This window comes from Aeromonas sp. 55A (assembly GCF_051919665.1).
GTDB classification, from domain to species: domain Bacteria; phylum Pseudomonadota; class Gammaproteobacteria; order Enterobacterales; family Aeromonadaceae; genus Aeromonas; species Aeromonas veronii.
This window is the reverse complement of record NZ_JBQBEH010000008.1, coordinates 2,691,294-2,705,932: the sequence shown is the minus strand read 5'-3', so window position 1 is coordinate 2,705,932 and position 14,639 is coordinate 2,691,294. Positions and strand designations below refer to the sequence as shown.

Here is a 14,639-nt window from a genome sequence, read left to right as displayed (position 1 = left end):
ATTGCAACATAGAGTGCGGATGGCGATGGTTCATAGCGCATATACAGCCACAATCCATTATCTCCATCGCTCAGGCGGGCAGCGTCACCTGCAAGGACTCGCCTTTCCCTGACACCACTCTCACCTCGCGCCAGTCGCGGATCACCGCCACCACCGCCGGATTGAGCGGCGCATCGCCCCCTACCTGCACCACGGTGCAACCTGCACGCAGGGCGCTCTCGATACCGGCCGGGGCATCCTCGAACACCAAGCAACGAGCGGGCGACACGCCAAGCCGTACAGCGCCCAGCAGATAGGGCTCGGGATCGGGTTTGCCATTGATCACAGCTTCGGCCCCCACCAGCACGGCCGGCAGCGGCAAACCGGCACAATTCAGGCGGTGACGGGCAACCTGCTCACTGGCGGAGGTCACGATGGCCCAAAGCTCTGGCGGCAAATGGCGCAGCAACTCGCCAGCTCCTGCGATGGCGTCGCCGCCGGTATGCAGCATCTCCAGCTCGTCGAGCCGCGCCGCTTCCCGCTCCACATCCAGCTGCGGGGCCAGCTCCCGGCTCACCTCGCGCGAACGTATACCGTGGCACATCGCCAACACTGGCTCGGGATCGAGCAGATGTTCACGACACCAGAGCTGCCATACCTGCTCCACATCGCCTGTCGAGCAGACCAGGGTGCCATCCATATCGAGCAGCAGGGCGGATACCGACAGGGTGATCGTGTTCATGCCAGCACTCATACAGACACTCATACAGGCACCCCGGCCAGCTCGGGCAGAGAGCCAGAGAGCGCATCGGCAAAGGCCTGCTGCTGGGCGGCACGCTCATAACAGGCGAGCGCCTGCTCGGTATTGCCAGCCCACACTTGCAAGGGGCCGACCACAAACCCCTGTTGCAACAGGCTGGCGAGCAGCTCCCCAGTCTCCGGGGCCGCCAACGGCTGAGCCAGCACCAGCTTGCCCTTGATCAAAAACAGATAACGTTGGGTAGACATGATATGGCTCCTTATTCCGGTTCAGAGGAGGGCGATTCCCCCCTTGCCGAGCCATTAGAACAAGGCGATTAGATAATTTATAATCAATAAATCGCCACTTTGGATAACCAATTGGAATGAAATTCGACTTGAGGCAACTGCAGGCGTTTGTGACGCTGGCCGAGACCGCCAACTACCGGGAAGCGGCCAATCGCCTCTTCATTACCCAACCGGCCCTCACCAAGCAGATCCAGGGGCTGGAGCAGACGCTGGGCTGCACCCTGTTCAAGCGGGGCCGCCATGGTGCCGAGCTGACGGCGCTCGGCGCCCAGCTGCTCACTCAGGCAAGCGCACTGGTCAAACACGGCAGGGAGTTTGAACGTCACGCGCTGGCAGTGGCGAGTGGCGTGGCCGGTCGGCTCAAGATTGGGTTTGGCCTGTCGAGTTTCGCGCTGGCCCCTGCGCTGGTGGCCCGCTTCAAACAGCAGGTCACGGACGTGATGGTCCATCTGCAGGATATGCCCTCCGCGATCCAGCAGGAGCAGCTGCTCTCCGGCCAGTTGCAACTTGGTTTTATGCGTCGGCCAGAGACTCCGCTGTTGCAGGAGCATCGGCTGCTGACCGACCGGCTGGTACTGGCGGTGCCAACCCGGATGACCCAGCCAGATCCGTCATCGTTTGACGTCCAGCAGGCACTGACCAGTCAACCCCTGTTGCAGATGGTGGGCTACCGTTGTCCCGGCCTAACCCGGCAGATCGCCGGGTTTCTCGGCGCCAACCGGCTGACCGGCATGGTTCAAGAGGCAGAGGATATTCAGACTCTGGTGGCATTGGTTGCGGCAGGCATAGGTAATGCCATCCTGCCGCACAGCGTCAGCTTTATCGCGGGCCCGGACGTCACCCTCTATCCCCTCTTTGGCCCCTGTTCCGAGTGGGAGATAAGTCTGGTGTGGAACCCCGCCTTTGCCGACCCGATCCGCGATCGCTTCGTGCAGCTGGTCCTCGATCCCCATCCCGCACCGCACCCAGCCACAATCGATCGCTGACCCAGCCAAAAACTCCCGCAGACGGAACCAGGAGAAGATAGCGCTCAGCAATCGAGATGAATTAATCGGGCCTTTGTGAATCAAAGCATTTCAATTAACACACCACTGATCTTCACAGGGGATGCCATCTCCTTCCCCATCCATCTTGGTACCAGGGCAGTTTTGTAAAAACCAGGTTGCCTCCTCGCAGGAGGTCATCTGGGAGCAATGCTGCCGACCATCACACTGACGAATAAAGGTCGTTGTCTGTGGCGTGCTGACCGAGGTGCTGATCTCTTCCTGATTGAAAGAGGAGACCGGCAATGGCGCCATCGACTCAGCCGAGAAACGGGAATAGATGGAAAAGAGGCCGACGAGCACCAGCAGAGGGATCAGTTTGCCACTCCAGCTGCTCTTGCGACGTCGATAGGGGTTACTCCGCTCTCTGGTAGAAGTGGGTCGTGGCGGCTGACTTGCCGTCCGAAATGATGGCGCCGCTGATGATGCGGCCGATCTTGCTGCTGATGATTCGGCCGAGGGCACGGCATCCGCCAACGTGAGCGGGCGATCGGGGAAAAAGACCTGTAACGCCCTTGGTTTGCCATCCTGGCCACTGCCGATCAGATAGGTGACACGCTCCCCCGGCTCTGGCACCCGGCCATCTGATTGCAACGCCGTAACATGCACAAACAGCCCTGCACTGCGTGATCCATTGATTGCCTGCTCGGCGCCATTTTGCTCCGGCGTAATAAAGCCAAAGCCGCGCGCCTCGTTCCAGCTCGCGATCCGTCCCTGATAACGCATCTGTCCATCCTTGTTGTTATCCATGTGAGCACTATATTGCCCGACAATCATGTTGCCCAAAAGCGCTGCGGCCCAACATAGGGCCGCAGACATAAATGTCAAAACAGTGAGCAAGCTCAGCCTGCTGCCTAAGGGTCAGTCGAGCTGGGATACCTTGATGACCTCGGCGATGCGACCCAGCATCCGCAGCGAGGTGTGATGCTCGGTGGCATCTGCGGCGGCGCAGGCATCCTCCAGAATGGTGATGGCGTAGTCGCGATCGTGGCCATCCCGCGCCGCCGCCTGAATGGCCCAGCTGGTGCTCACCCCGCACAGATAGAGGTGGTCGATGTGATTGGCCCGCAGCGCAGGCTCCAACGCCGTGCCATAGAAGGGACTGACCCTGGGCTTGGTCAGCACCAGATCGCCGGGCTGCACATCCAGATCAGGATGAAAGTCGGTGCCGCAGTCAGCCAAAGAGAGCGCCCCCAACTGGTGAGCCCGACCAAACATGGGGGAGCCCTTAGGCTGCAGCTGATAGCCACCGTCAAAGCCCACCTTGATCAGCACTACCAGCCAGCAGTTGGCGCGGGCATGGGCCAGCGCCTGATTGGCATGCGCGATGGCATCCTGCTCCAGCACATGGGCTGCGGAGGCGGCAATGCGCCCGTCGGGGTGGGCGATGTCGTTGATAAAATCGATCACCAGCAGTGCCTTGTTCATCACCTTTGCTCCTTCGCGCATTCTGCCCGTGTTACCTGGTTCCTACCTGTCAAACCAGCCCCAATGCATAGCGCAGCGCCATCTCCTTGAGCGGGCCCGCCTTGTCCGCCAGATTGAGGGCCAGATTGCGGGCCAGCTTGAGGGGGCCTATCTCGTTGCTGAACACCCCGTAGAAGAGATCCATCCCCGACTGCATCAGCAGGTTGTCGGGACGACGGCGTCGCTCGTAACGCTCGGCCAACGTCAGTTGATGCCAGTCGGCGCCCGCTCCTTGCAGCAGATCAGTCCAGCAGGCCACATCCTTGAAGCCGAGGTTGACCCCCTGCCCCGCCAGCGGGTTGATGGTGTGGGCAGCATCGCCAAGCAGCACTACCCGACCGGCGTAATAGTCGTTGGCGTGGCGGCGCACCAGCGGGAAGCTCCCCTTGCCGGTGACGGTAAATCCGCCGAGCCGGCTTGGGAAGTGGCGACGCACCTCGGCGGCAAGCCCTTCGTTGCTCATGGCCGCCAGCGCCCGGATCCGGGCCGGGTTGTCATACCACACCAGGGAGCCGTGCTGGCCCGGCAGCGGCAGGAAGGCGCGCGGGCCGCTCGGGGTGAACTGCTGCCAGGTGATATCTTCCTGCGCAAAGTCGGTGTCGATATTGATCAGCATGCAGTGCTGGCGGTACTCGAAGCGCGATACGCCGATACCCGCCAGCTTGCGGGTGTGGGATTCGGCACCGTCACAGGCCAGCACCCAGCGTGCGGCCAGCTCGGTGCCATCATCCAGAGTCAGCACAGCTTCATCCGCACTCTGGCGCAGGCTGGTCACCGCCGCCGGGGTGTGGGTCTGGATGGTGGGGAAATCTTCCATCCGCTTGAGCAGGGCGAGCTGCACCAACCGGTTTTCGATGATGTAGCCGAGCTGGGGCAGACCGAGATCGGCGGCATTGAAGCGCGTGGCAAAACCGTCCAGCTCCCAGGTCTCCAGTCGGCGATAGGGGCAGAGCCGCATCTGCTGCAGATGGTGCCAGGCACCGGCCTGCTCCAGCAGCGCCACCGAGGCCTGACTGATGGCGGAGACCCGCAGATCCAGCAGCTGCTCCGGCGCGTAATGCTCCGGCAGTTGGGTCTCGATGACCCGCACCGAGAGACCCTGAGCCGCCAGCAGACAGGCGGTGGCGGCGCCCACCATGCCGGCGCCGACGATGGCGATATCACACTGTTCCATACATTTATTCCTGAAAGGGTGCGTCCGGCGACAGCGCCCGGACGTGAACCGGATGGCTGCATGATAGCGCAAGGGCGGCTGATAAACAGTGAGACAAACAGGGAATTGCTGCCTCAAATCAAGGAGAAAGCTTATTGAGCTTGCTGGCAACAGGTATCGGGTGAGCACCATTGCCAGCTGGATATTAGCTAGGCAGTATCCAGATTGCGGAGTAAAATGCGCGGTCCTTTGACCATGCCGATTTCAAAACAAGTCAAGAGAAGCAATGAGCAAGAAACTTCACATTAAAACCTGGGGTTGCCAGATGAACGAGTATGACTCGTCCAAAATGGCCGACCTGTTGGATGCCAGTAATGGCTACACCCTTACCGAAGAGCCCGAAGAGGCAGATGTCTTGCTGCTCAATACCTGCTCCATCCGCGAAAAGGCGCAGGAGAAGGTGTTCCACCAGCTGGGACGCTGGAAAAAGCTCAAGGCCAACAAGCCCGGTCTGGTGATCGGCGTGGGTGGCTGCGTTGCCTCTCAGGAGGGCGATGCCATCCGCCAGCGCGCTCCCTATGTGGATATCGTGTTCGGCCCGCAGACCCTGCATCGCCTGCCCGCCATGATCAAGGAAGTGCAAGAGGGCCGTGGTGCCCAGGTTGATATCGCCTTCCCCGAGATCGAAAAATTCGACAGTCTGCCCGAACCGCGCGCCGAAGGGGCCACCGCGTTCGTCTCCATCATGGAAGGCTGCTCCAAATACTGTACTTACTGCGTGGTGCCCTACACCCGCGGTGAAGAGGTGAGCCGACCGCTGGACGACGTGCTCTACGAAATCGCCCAGCTCGCCCAGCAGGGCGTGCGCGAAGTGAATCTGCTCGGCCAGAACGTCAACGCTTACCGCGGCCCGACCTTTGATGGCGGCATCTGCACCTTCGCCGAGTTGCTGCGTCTGGTAGCCGCCATCGACGGTATCGATCGCATTCGCTACACCACCAGCCACCCGATCGAGTTCACCGACGACATCATCGAAGTCTACAAAGACACCCCGGAAGTGGTCAGCTTCCTGCACCTGCCGGTGCAGAGCGGCTCTGATCGCATCCTGACCATGATGAAGCGCCCGCACACCATCCTGGAGTACAAATCCAAGATCCGTCGCCTGCGTGCCGCCCGTCCCGACATCACCATCAGCTCCGACTTCATCGTTGGCTTCCCGAACGAGACGGACGAAGACTTTGAAGCGACCATGAAGCTGATCGAGGATGTGGGTTTCGACATGAGCTTCAGCTTCATCTTCAGCCCGCGCCCGGGCACCCCGGCCGCCGACATGCCCGACGATGTCGACATGGAAGTGAAGAAATCCCGTCTGGCACGCCTGCAGCACGTCATCAACAACCAGGCGATGCAGATTGGCCGCGCCATGCTGGGCACCACCCAGCGCATCCTGGTGGAAGGGCCCTCCAAGCTCGACCCGATGCAGCTGTGTGGCCGCACCGAGAACAATCGGGTGGTCAACTTCGAAGGCCAGCACACCCTGATCGGCGGCTTTGCCGACGTGGAGATCACCGAGGTGCGTCCCAACTCCCTGCGCGGCAAGTTCATCCGCGGCGAGAGCGAGATGAACCTGCGGATCGCCACCGCCCCGAGCGAAATCCTGGCCCGTCGCCCAGATAACGTACCGGACGAGCTGGGCGTGGCCGCCTTCACACCCCATTAATCCCCTCCTCCCCATTCGCCCGGCGGATGGGGAGCGCCTTGAGACGAGGATATTTTGAGCCGACACATCTCGACCCTGAATCTGCATCTGGAGCCCGCCGACAACCAGCGCCTTGCCAGCCTGTGCGGCCCCTTCGATGACAACATCAAGCAGCTGGAGCGCCGCCTCGGCGTCGAGATCAGCTACCGTGACAGCCACTTCCAGCTGGTGGGCAAACCGGCCCAGCTGGATGCCGCCGCCGTCATCCTCAAGCACCTCTATGTGGAAACCCAGCCCCTCAAGGGGGGCAAGGTGACCGACATTACTCCCGATATGGTCCATCTGGCCATTCAGGAGTCGCGGGTGCTGGAGCAGGATGACGAACCGGCGCCGAGCATCCCCTATGGCAAGGAAGTGACGGTCAAGACCAAGCGCGGTCTCATCAAGCCACGCAGCCCAAATCAGGCCCAGTACATCGCCAATATCGTGCGCCACGATATCTGCTTCGGCATCGGCCCGGCCGGTACCGGCAAGACCTATCTGGCGGTCGCAGCGGCGGTGGATGCGCTGGAGCGTCAGGAGATCCGCCGCATTTTGCTGACTCGCCCGGCGGTGGAAGCGGGCGAGAAGCTGGGCTTCCTGCCTGGGGATCTCTCCCAGAAGGTGGATCCTTACCTGCGCCCCCTCTACGACGCCCTGTTCGAGATGCTGGGTTTTGAGCGGGTCGAGAAGCTGATGGAGCGCAACATCATCGAGGTGGCGCCGCTCGCCTATATGCGCGGAAGAACCCTCAATGACGCCTTTATCATTCTCGATGAGGCCCAGAACACCACCACCGAGCAGATGAAGATGTTCCTCACCCGTATCGGCTTCAACTCCAAGGCAGTGGTCACCGGTGACATCACCCAGGTAGACCTGCCGCGCAACGCCAAATCCGGCCTGCGCCACGCGCTGGAAGTGCTGCCAGGGGTCGATGGTCTGTCGTTCAACTTCTTCGAGTCCAAAGACGTGGTTCGCCACCCGGTGGTGGCCCGCATCGTGCAGGCCTATGAGGCGTTCGACGCCAAACAGGCCGCCGAGAAGGTGGCCGGCCAAACAAACGCCAGCAAAGAGAGCGAGCAATGAGCGTAACCCTGGATCTGCAACTGGCCAGTGCCAGCACTGACGGCCTGCCCACCGAAGCCCAGCTGCAAGGCTGGCTCGACGGCACCATTCTCGGCTTCCAGCAGGAGGCAGAAGTGACGGTGCGCATCGTCGACGAGGCGGAGAGCAACGAGCTCAACCTCACCTATCGCGGCAAGGACAAGCCTACCAACGTGCTCTCCTTCCCGTTCGAGGCGCCACCCGGTCTGGAGCTGCCGCTGCTCGGCGATCTGGTGATCTGCCGTCAGGTGGTAGAGCGCGAGGCCGAGGAGCAGGGCAAGCCCCTGATGGCCCACTGGGCCCACATGGTTGTGCACGGCAGTCTGCATCTGCTAGGTTATGACCATATCGAGGATGAGGAAGCCGAAGAGATGGAGCAGCTGGAACGCGACATCATGCAGGAGCTAGGTTTTGCCGATCCTTATCTGAACGACGAAGAGTAAAGAACCGGATGGTCATCGTCTTGAAACAGCAGATGGCCATCCTTATATAACCCGAACTATTTCAAGTGTGTTCATACGAGTAACCAAGAGAGAAAATGACCGACGATCACCCTAGTACCGGCTCGCCGAAGAAAACCTGGCTCGACAAACTCAGCCAACTCTTCCAGGGCGAGCCAAAAGACCGCAATGATTTGGTAGACGTGATAGCCGATGCCGAAGAGCGCGACCTCATCGATCAGGACACCAAGGATATGATCGAGGGAGTGCTGGAGATCGCCGATCTTCGCGTGCGCGATATCATGATCCCCCGCTCCCAGATGGTGACCATCGAGAAGTCCCAACCGGTGGATGCAATCCTGCCGGTGATCATCGAGTCCGGCCACTCCCGCTTCCCGGTGATCAACGAGGACAAGGATCATGTGGAGGGCATTCTGCTCGCCAAGGATCTGCTCCCCTTCGGGTTTGGCGGCCATCACGCCAGCGAGCCGCTGCAGCTCGAGAAAATCTTGCGCCCCACGGTGATCGTGCCTGAAAGCAAACGGGTTGACCGTCTGCTCAAGGAGTTCCGTGAAGAGCGCTACCACATGGCCATTGTGGTCGACGAATTTGGTGGCGTCTCCGGTCTGGTGACCATCGAAGACATACTGGAACTGATCGTTGGCGAGATCGACGACGAGTTTGACGACATCGAGGATGAGCCGGACGAAATCCGCCGCCTCAGCAAGCGGGTCTTCTCCATCAGTGCCCTGACCGAGATCGAGGATTTCAACGACTTCTTCGGCACCAAATTCAGCGATGAAGAGGTGGATACGGTAGGCGGTCTGGTGATGCACGCATTCAGCCACCTGCCCAAGAAGGGCGAGGAGATCGAGCTGGATGGCTACCTGTTCAAGGTGATGCATGCCGACCGGCGTCGTCTGCAGCAACTGCAGGTGAAGATCCCCGAACACCACGCGGCGGCGCAATCCGAGCCGCAATAGGCAGATCCACTCGATGTGTGAAACAACGCCCCGACCTCGGGGCGTTGTGCTCTCTGCCACCGGCATCGAGGCTCGCCGTTGCCCCACTTACAGGTTAAGATACCGGCCATTCGACCCCAGTTGCACACCAAGACGAGCACCATCGCCCGTGAGATTATCCCCTGTTACTTCCAAAATTCTGTTAAGCCTCAGTGCATTGGCCTCTGGTGCCATCGCCGTGCTGGCCTTCTCCCCCTTCGGCTACTGGCCGCTGGTGATCCCCTCCCTGCTTGGCCTCTACGCCCTGCTGGACAAAGCCACGCCGAAACAGGCCGCCTGGCGCGGTTTTGGCTACGCCATGGGACTCTTTTTGCCGGGGCTGTGGTGGATCCACGTCAGCATGACCGAGTTTGGCGGCATCCCGCTGCCGGTCGCCTTCATCCTGCTGGCCGGGCTCTCCGCCTATCTGGCACTCTACCCTACGCTCGCCTGCTGGGTCTTTGCCCGCTTCTTTGGCGGCCGTCACTGGAGCCGCTGGCTGCTCGCCTTCCCGGCCCTCTGGTTGGTGGCTGACTGGCTGCGCGGCTGGGTGATGACTGGCTTCCCCTGGCTCTGGTTTGGTTACAGCCAGATCGACGGCCCGCTCAAGGGCTTTGCCCCCATTCTCGGGGTGCAGGGCATCACCCTCGCCCTGTTACTGTCCGCCTCCGCTATCTGGCTGGTGTGGAAGTCCCGCTCCCCGCTCTGGCTGGCGGTGCCTGCCCTGCTGGTGGCCGGTGCCCACGGTCTGATGCAGCTCAACTGGGTCACCCGTGGCGAGCCGGTCAAGGTGGCACTGGTGCAGGGTAATATTGCCCAGTCCCTCAAGTGGGATCCGGAGGCGCTGGCCCCCACGGTGCGCACCTATCAGGACTTGAGCCGCGAGAATCAGGATGCCGACATCATCATCTGGCCGGAGTCGGCGATCCCGGCCATCGAGAAGGCGATGGGCCCCTATCTGGAGAATCTGGACAAGGCGATGAAGGTGAACGATACCGGCCTGCTGGCCGGGATCATTCACTACGACGAGCAGCAACAGCGCTTCTACAATACCGTGCTCGGCATGGGGGTGCAGGATGCGGATGGCAAGGAGTCCTACTTCTACAACCACCCCAACCGCTACAACAAATACCACCTGCTGCCCATCGGCGAGTTCGTGCCGTTTGAAGATCTGTTGCGCCCCATCGCCCCCTTCTTCAACCTGCCGATGTCCTCCTTCAGCCGGGGTGACGAAGTGCAGCCCAACCTGATCGCCAAGGGGCTCAAGTTTGCCGCCGCCATCTGCTACGAGATCATCTTCCCGGAGGAGGTGCGCCGCAACGTCAATGCCGATACCGACTTCCTGCTGACCGTCTCCAACGACGCCTGGTTTGGCACCAGCATAGGCCCCTGGCAACATATGGAGATCGCCCGGATGCGCGCGCTGGAGCTAGCTCGTCCGCTGCTGCGGGACACCAACACCGGTATCACTATCGTGACCGAGATCGACGGCAGCATCATCGGCCAGATCCCGCTGTTTGAAGCGGGCGTGCTGCGCAGCGAGGTGCGTCCCGCCCACGGCGAGACCCCCTACATGCGCTTTGGCAGCTGGCCCCTCTACGGTTTGACCGTGCTGCTGCTGGGTCTGGCGCTGGCGCTGCGCCCCAAGGCTCACCCCTGGGCCCGCGAGCTGTAACGCCAATCCGCAATCCCCGATAAAAAACGAGGCGCCCGCAGGCGCCTCGTTTTTTTATGTCATCCCCTCACAGAGATATGCCGGAGAAGGACATGAAACCAAGGGACATCAGCCCCGCCACGATAAAGGTGATGCCGATGCCCCGCAGCCCCTCGGGTACATCAGCGTACTTCAGTTTCTGGCGCAGCCCGGCCATGGCGACAATGGCCAGCAGCCAGCCAAGCCCCGAGCCTGCGCTGTAGACCAGCGACTCGGCAAAATCGTAATCCCGCTGCGCCATAAACATCACCCCACCAAAGATGGCGCAGTGCACCGTCAACAGCGGCAGATAGATGCCGAGCGCCTGATAGAGCACCGGAACGTACTTGTCGAGCACCATCTCCATCACCTGCACCAGCGCTGCCAACACCCCGATGTAGATGATGTAATCGAGAAATCCCAGATCGAATTCCCCGAAAAAGGTGCTGCCTGCCCGCAAGATATGGCGGTAAATCAAGTTGTTGAGGGGAATGGCGATCACCATCACCACCAGGATCGTCATGCCAAGGCCAAAGGCGGTGTTGATGTTCTTCGAGACGGCCAGAAAGGTACACATCCCCAGAAAGAAGGCCAGGGCGAGGTTCTCGACAAAGATTGAGTGAATAAACAGGTTGAGGTAGTAGTCCATAGGGTGTGCTCACCAGGTGTTTGCGCAAAGAGAAAGTCTGCCTCTGGCCGATGGCCAGCAGCATGGACGAAACAACAGAAAGCGCGGACGCAGCACCGGACGATAGAGCGAAGGCTGCAGGTGTCAGCCTGCCCCGTCAGTCAATCGGGAGCGTTAAAAGCCGTGTGAAAACGTGGATGAGCGTCCGCCAGCCGGGTGAGCTAGTCGCCTTGACAGAAACGATATTGCAGGTGGCGACAGAGCAGCAGCCGTCGGTGCAAATAACCGAAGTAGCCGGGGAGCTGCCTGAGATAGAGAAGAGGGAGAACCAGTAGCAGACCGCAGAGCAGGCCGAGGATATCGTGCTGGAACCAGGCCAGCACCATCTGATAGCGCTCGGTATGAGTGACCCCTTCGAGCCGCCGCCCCAGCTCGAAGCCGAGTCGCCACTGGGAGGCAGGAGGAAGGCCGACACTGTTGACCAATCCCGGATCGGATTGCTCATGCAGCTGCATCGAGACCTTCTGCCTGACCGACGCCTGATGAGGTGTTGCAGTGACCCCTACCGCAGCGAAAGCGGCAAACCACAGCAGGCTGGCGATAGAGAGGGCCATCGCCCAGGTCGATAGTCGGCCAGAAGGCAGCAAAGAGTCAGTCCCGTTCAAACAACAAAATGATGCGGGGATGAATGTATCACAACGCCTCTTTTTATTGAATTTTAAACCGTACTAACTGACATAAAACGATACTAAAAACCTTCTTACTAAGAAAGCCAGCAATTAAATACCAACATAACAAGGCGGTAGAGTCCCCCCGGGCCCACAGTAAAACGGCCACCCGAGGGTGGCCGTTGTCAGCGCTATCTGTGATAAAGCGGTGATAGAGCAGCGATGCTACCGGCTCAAAGACCGGCTGCTTCCAGATGTTCCACCAGCAGCTGCACGCTGCGGTTGCCGCGCCACTCGTTGACATCAAGCCGGTAGACAAGCCGCACCCGCTTGACCGAGACATCGGGCCAGCGCTTGAGATCGACGCCAAAGGCGATGGCATCCACCGCGTGACCAGAATCGGTTGTCAGCATCATCTTGAGGTGCTTCTCCCCCACCAGCCGCTGCTGCACCAGCACGAATTCGCCGTCAAACAGTGGCTCGGGGAAGGCCTGCCCCCAGGGGCCGGAGGCGCGAATCAGCTCCGCCAGCTCGATATTGAGTTCGTCCGGCAACAACTCGCCATCGGTGAGCAACACCCCGGTCAAGAGCTCCGGCGTCACCAGCTCGCTGATGACCGCCTCAAAGGCCCGACCGAACGCCTCGATGTTGGCCTTGGGCAGGGTCAACCCCGCAGCCATGGCGTGACCGCCAAACTTGCCCATCAGGCCCGGGTGGCGGGTATCGAGCAGTTCCAGCGCATCGCGCAGGTGCACGCCGGGGATAGAGCGGCCGGAGCCCTTGAGCTCGCTCTCGCTGCTCTCGGCAAAGGCAATAACCGGGCGGTAGTACTTCTCCTTAACCTTGGAGGCCACCAGCCCCACCACCCCCTGATGCCACTCGTCCCGGTGCAGCACTATGCCCGACGGCACCTCGCCATCGCGAAAACGGATCTGCTCCAGAGTGGCGAGGGCCTCCTGCTGCATCCCCTGCTCGATCTCCTTGCGCTCCTGATTGAGGCTGTCCATCTCGGCCGCAAGCTGGCGCGCCAGATTGAGATCATCGCAGAGCAGACAGGCGACCCCGAGGGACATGTCATCGAGGCGTCCCACCGCGTTGAGGCGCGGCCCCAGCGCAAAACCGAGGTCGGCGGCGGTGAGGCGGCGACCATCGCGGCCCGACACATCCACCAGCGCCTGAATGCCGGGGCGGCAGCGGCCGGCCCTGATCCGCTGCAACCCCTGATGCACCAGAATACGGTTGTTGCCATCGAGCGCCACCACATCGGCGACCGTGCCGAGGGCCACCAGATCGAGGTAATCCGCCACATTGGGGGCTCGCAACCCTTGCCGTTCGTACCAGCCGAGCTGACGCAGATGGGTGTTGAGGGCCGCCATCAGGTAGAAGGCTACCCCCACCCCGGCCAGCGACTTGGAGGGGAAGTCGCAACCGCGCTGGTTCGGGTTGACGATGGCATCGGCGTCAGGCAGCTCCTGACCCGGCAAATGGTGATCGGTAACCAGTACCTGCATGCCCGCCGCCTTGGCTGCCGCCACCCCGGCGATGCTGGAGATGCCGTTATCCACCGTGATGAGGAACTCGGCGCCGCGCGCCACCGCCAGCTCGACAATTTCGGGGGTGAGGCCGTAGCCAAATTCGAAGCGGTTGGGCACCAGAAAATCGATATGGCAGCCACCCATGGCGCGCAGCGCCAGCACACACAGCGCCGAACTGGTGGCGCCATCGCAGTCAAAGTCGCCGACGATAAGGATCCGTTTCTGGGCGGTCAGGGCATCCGCCAGCAGCGGCACCGCACGCTCCATCCCATAGAGGCGCTGGGGCGGCAACAGCTGGCTGGCGCTGCGCTCCAGCAGGGCGGGGTCCTCTACTCCACGGCTGGCGAAGATTTGGCGAAGCAGGGGATGCAGGGTGGCAGGCAGATGGGAATCATCAACTCGCGGACGACGACGGATTTGCAGGGACATCAATATGATCCAGTATCTTGAGCAGCTGTTCGGGGCTCTGATACCCGCGCACCAGATCCCCGTCGGAGGAGACCCAGGCCGGCAGTACCTTGACCCCCAACCATTGGCTCAGGCCAATATTTTGGATAAGGGTCTCACTACATGCCGTTTGAGGCAAATAGGCTTTTAACGGATCATTTTGCAGCAGGGGATCGCTGCACCAGTCGGCGGCCCGTTCGGCGTGATCAATCACCGGATAGAGAGCCACGCTCACCCCGGATGCCTGCAGGTGTTGCAAGGTGCCGGAGAGCTGACGGCGCTTTGCGTCCTGCTCGCCGAGAAACAGCGCAACCCGGTGACGCTCATCCCGGGCCTTGAGCACGATGGGGGCATGAGCCACCTGCGCCAAACCAAGTCGGCGCTGCTCGCGCATACCCGAGATGGTCAGGTTCTTCATGTCACGGGTCATATCCAGCATGACCCCCTGCACCACATAATCCCCTTTGGCATCGCTGTAGAGCACCCCCTGTGAGGTGCCCAGCATATACAACCCCGCGATCGGGGTCGGTTCAACCAGATAGACGGGAACCCCCAGCCGGGCCGTGATGGTCTGTTTCAAGGCTTGGGTATCCATCCCCGCTCTGGCAGCAAATGTGCACAAAAGCATCATTCCCAGTAGTAAATACTTCACTTGTTTACTCACGTGGTATGAATGAATCGACCCAGCAAACTACA

General features: G+C 60.9%; 15 protein-coding genes. 6 read left to right on the top strand and 9 right to left on the bottom strand.

All coding sequences use genetic code 11. From position 1 onward, the window contains the following. Positions 1-70: 70 nt before the first annotated feature. On the bottom strand, positions 71-721 hold the full coding sequence (locus tag ACTG2G_RS16660; protein WP_421386173.1) for an HAD-IA family hydrolase: 651 nt from the start codon (positions 719-721) through the stop codon (positions 71-73). A gap of 20 nt (positions 722-741) precedes the next feature. Further along, positions 742-987 (bottom strand): hypothetical protein, encoded by a 246-nt coding sequence (locus ACTG2G_RS16655; RefSeq protein ID WP_421386172.1) that lies wholly within the window; start codon positions 985-987, stop codon positions 742-744. A 116-nt stretch (positions 988-1,103) separates the two neighbouring features. Here ACTG2G_RS16655 and ACTG2G_RS16650 point away from each other — a divergent pair, with 116 nt between their 5' ends. Next, positions 1,104-2,012, top strand: a complete 909-nt coding sequence (locus ACTG2G_RS16650; protein WP_216953030.1) for a LysR family transcriptional regulator — start codon at positions 1,104-1,106, stop codon at positions 2,010-2,012. Positions 2,013-2,102: 90 nt separating this feature from the next. On the opposite strand, the gene ACTG2G_RS16645 is transcribed toward ACTG2G_RS16650, so the two are convergent. From ACTG2G_RS16645 to ACTG2G_RS16635, 3 genes are all read right to left on the bottom strand, one after another. Beyond that, the gene (locus tag ACTG2G_RS16645; RefSeq protein WP_421386214.1) at positions 2,103-2,795 is read right to left on the bottom strand and encodes a cold shock domain-containing protein; all 693 of its coding nucleotides are present in this window, start codon (positions 2,793-2,795) and stop codon (positions 2,103-2,105) included. Between the two features lie 135 nt (positions 2,796-2,930). After that, positions 2,931-3,497 (bottom strand): cysteine hydrolase family protein, encoded by a 567-nt coding sequence (locus ACTG2G_RS16640; RefSeq protein WP_421386171.1) that lies wholly within the window; start codon positions 3,495-3,497, stop codon positions 2,931-2,933. 49 nt (positions 3,498-3,546) lie between these two features. Further along, positions 3,547-4,710, bottom strand: coding sequence for an FAD-dependent monooxygenase (locus ACTG2G_RS16635; RefSeq protein WP_421386170.1), 1,164 nt, complete (start codon positions 4,708-4,710; stop codon positions 3,547-3,549). A gap of 265 nt (positions 4,711-4,975) precedes the next feature. On the opposite strand from ACTG2G_RS16635, the gene miaB reads away from it, so the two are divergent. From miaB to lnt, 5 genes are all read left to right on the top strand, one after another. After that, positions 4,976-6,409 carry a tRNA (N6-isopentenyl adenosine(37)-C2)-methylthiotransferase MiaB gene (miaB, locus tag ACTG2G_RS16630; protein ID WP_421386169.1) on the top strand — a complete coding sequence of 478 codons (1,434 nt, stop codon included), beginning with the start codon at positions 4,976-4,978 and terminating at the stop codon, positions 6,407-6,409. A 54-nt stretch (positions 6,410-6,463) separates the two neighbouring features. Next, complete coding sequence (locus tag ACTG2G_RS16625; protein ID WP_005362369.1) at positions 6,464-7,513, top strand: PhoH family protein; 1,050 nt, start codon at positions 6,464-6,466, stop codon at positions 7,511-7,513. Further along, positions 7,510-7,974 (top strand): rRNA maturation RNase YbeY, encoded by a 465-nt coding sequence (gene ybeY, locus ACTG2G_RS16620; RefSeq protein ID WP_058058877.1) that lies wholly within the window; start codon positions 7,510-7,512, stop codon positions 7,972-7,974. The genes ACTG2G_RS16625 and ybeY overlap by 4 nt, the downstream gene beginning before the upstream one ends. A gap of 95 nt (positions 7,975-8,069) precedes the next feature. Continuing rightward, positions 8,070-8,954: a CNNM family magnesium/cobalt transport protein CorC gene (corC, locus tag ACTG2G_RS16615; RefSeq protein WP_005354092.1), complete on the top strand. Its 885-nt coding sequence runs from the start codon at positions 8,070-8,072 to the stop codon at positions 8,952-8,954. Positions 8,955-9,102: 148 nt separating this feature from the next. Then, positions 9,103-10,647, top strand: a complete 1,545-nt coding sequence (lnt, locus tag ACTG2G_RS16610) for an apolipoprotein N-acyltransferase (protein ID WP_429204387.1) — start codon at positions 9,103-9,105, stop codon at positions 10,645-10,647. Positions 10,648-10,714: 67 nt separating this feature from the next. Here lnt and nqrE read toward each other — a convergent pair whose 3' ends face one another. From nqrE to ACTG2G_RS16590, 4 genes are all read right to left on the bottom strand, one after another. Continuing rightward, positions 10,715-11,314: an NADH:ubiquinone reductase (Na(+)-transporting) subunit E gene (nqrE, locus tag ACTG2G_RS16605; protein ID WP_429204389.1), complete on the bottom strand. Its 600-nt coding sequence runs from the start codon at positions 11,312-11,314 to the stop codon at positions 10,715-10,717. 200 nt (positions 11,315-11,514) lie between these two features. Beyond that, positions 11,515-11,907 (bottom strand): hypothetical protein, encoded by a 393-nt coding sequence (locus ACTG2G_RS16600; protein WP_421386168.1) that lies wholly within the window; start codon positions 11,905-11,907, stop codon positions 11,515-11,517. 287 nt (positions 11,908-12,194) lie between these two features. Then, positions 12,195-13,925 carry a single-stranded-DNA-specific exonuclease RecJ gene (recJ, locus tag ACTG2G_RS16595; RefSeq protein ID WP_429204391.1) on the bottom strand — a complete coding sequence of 577 codons (1,731 nt, stop codon included), beginning with the start codon at positions 13,923-13,925 and terminating at the stop codon, positions 12,195-12,197. Beyond that, a complete protein-coding gene (locus tag ACTG2G_RS16590) occupies positions 13,891-14,538 on the bottom strand; it encodes a disulfide isomerase DsbC N-terminal domain-containing protein (RefSeq protein ID WP_005335146.1) in 648 nt (215 codons plus the stop codon). The genes recJ and ACTG2G_RS16590 overlap by 35 nt, the downstream gene beginning before the upstream one ends. Between the last annotated feature and the right edge of the window lie 101 nt (positions 14,539-14,639).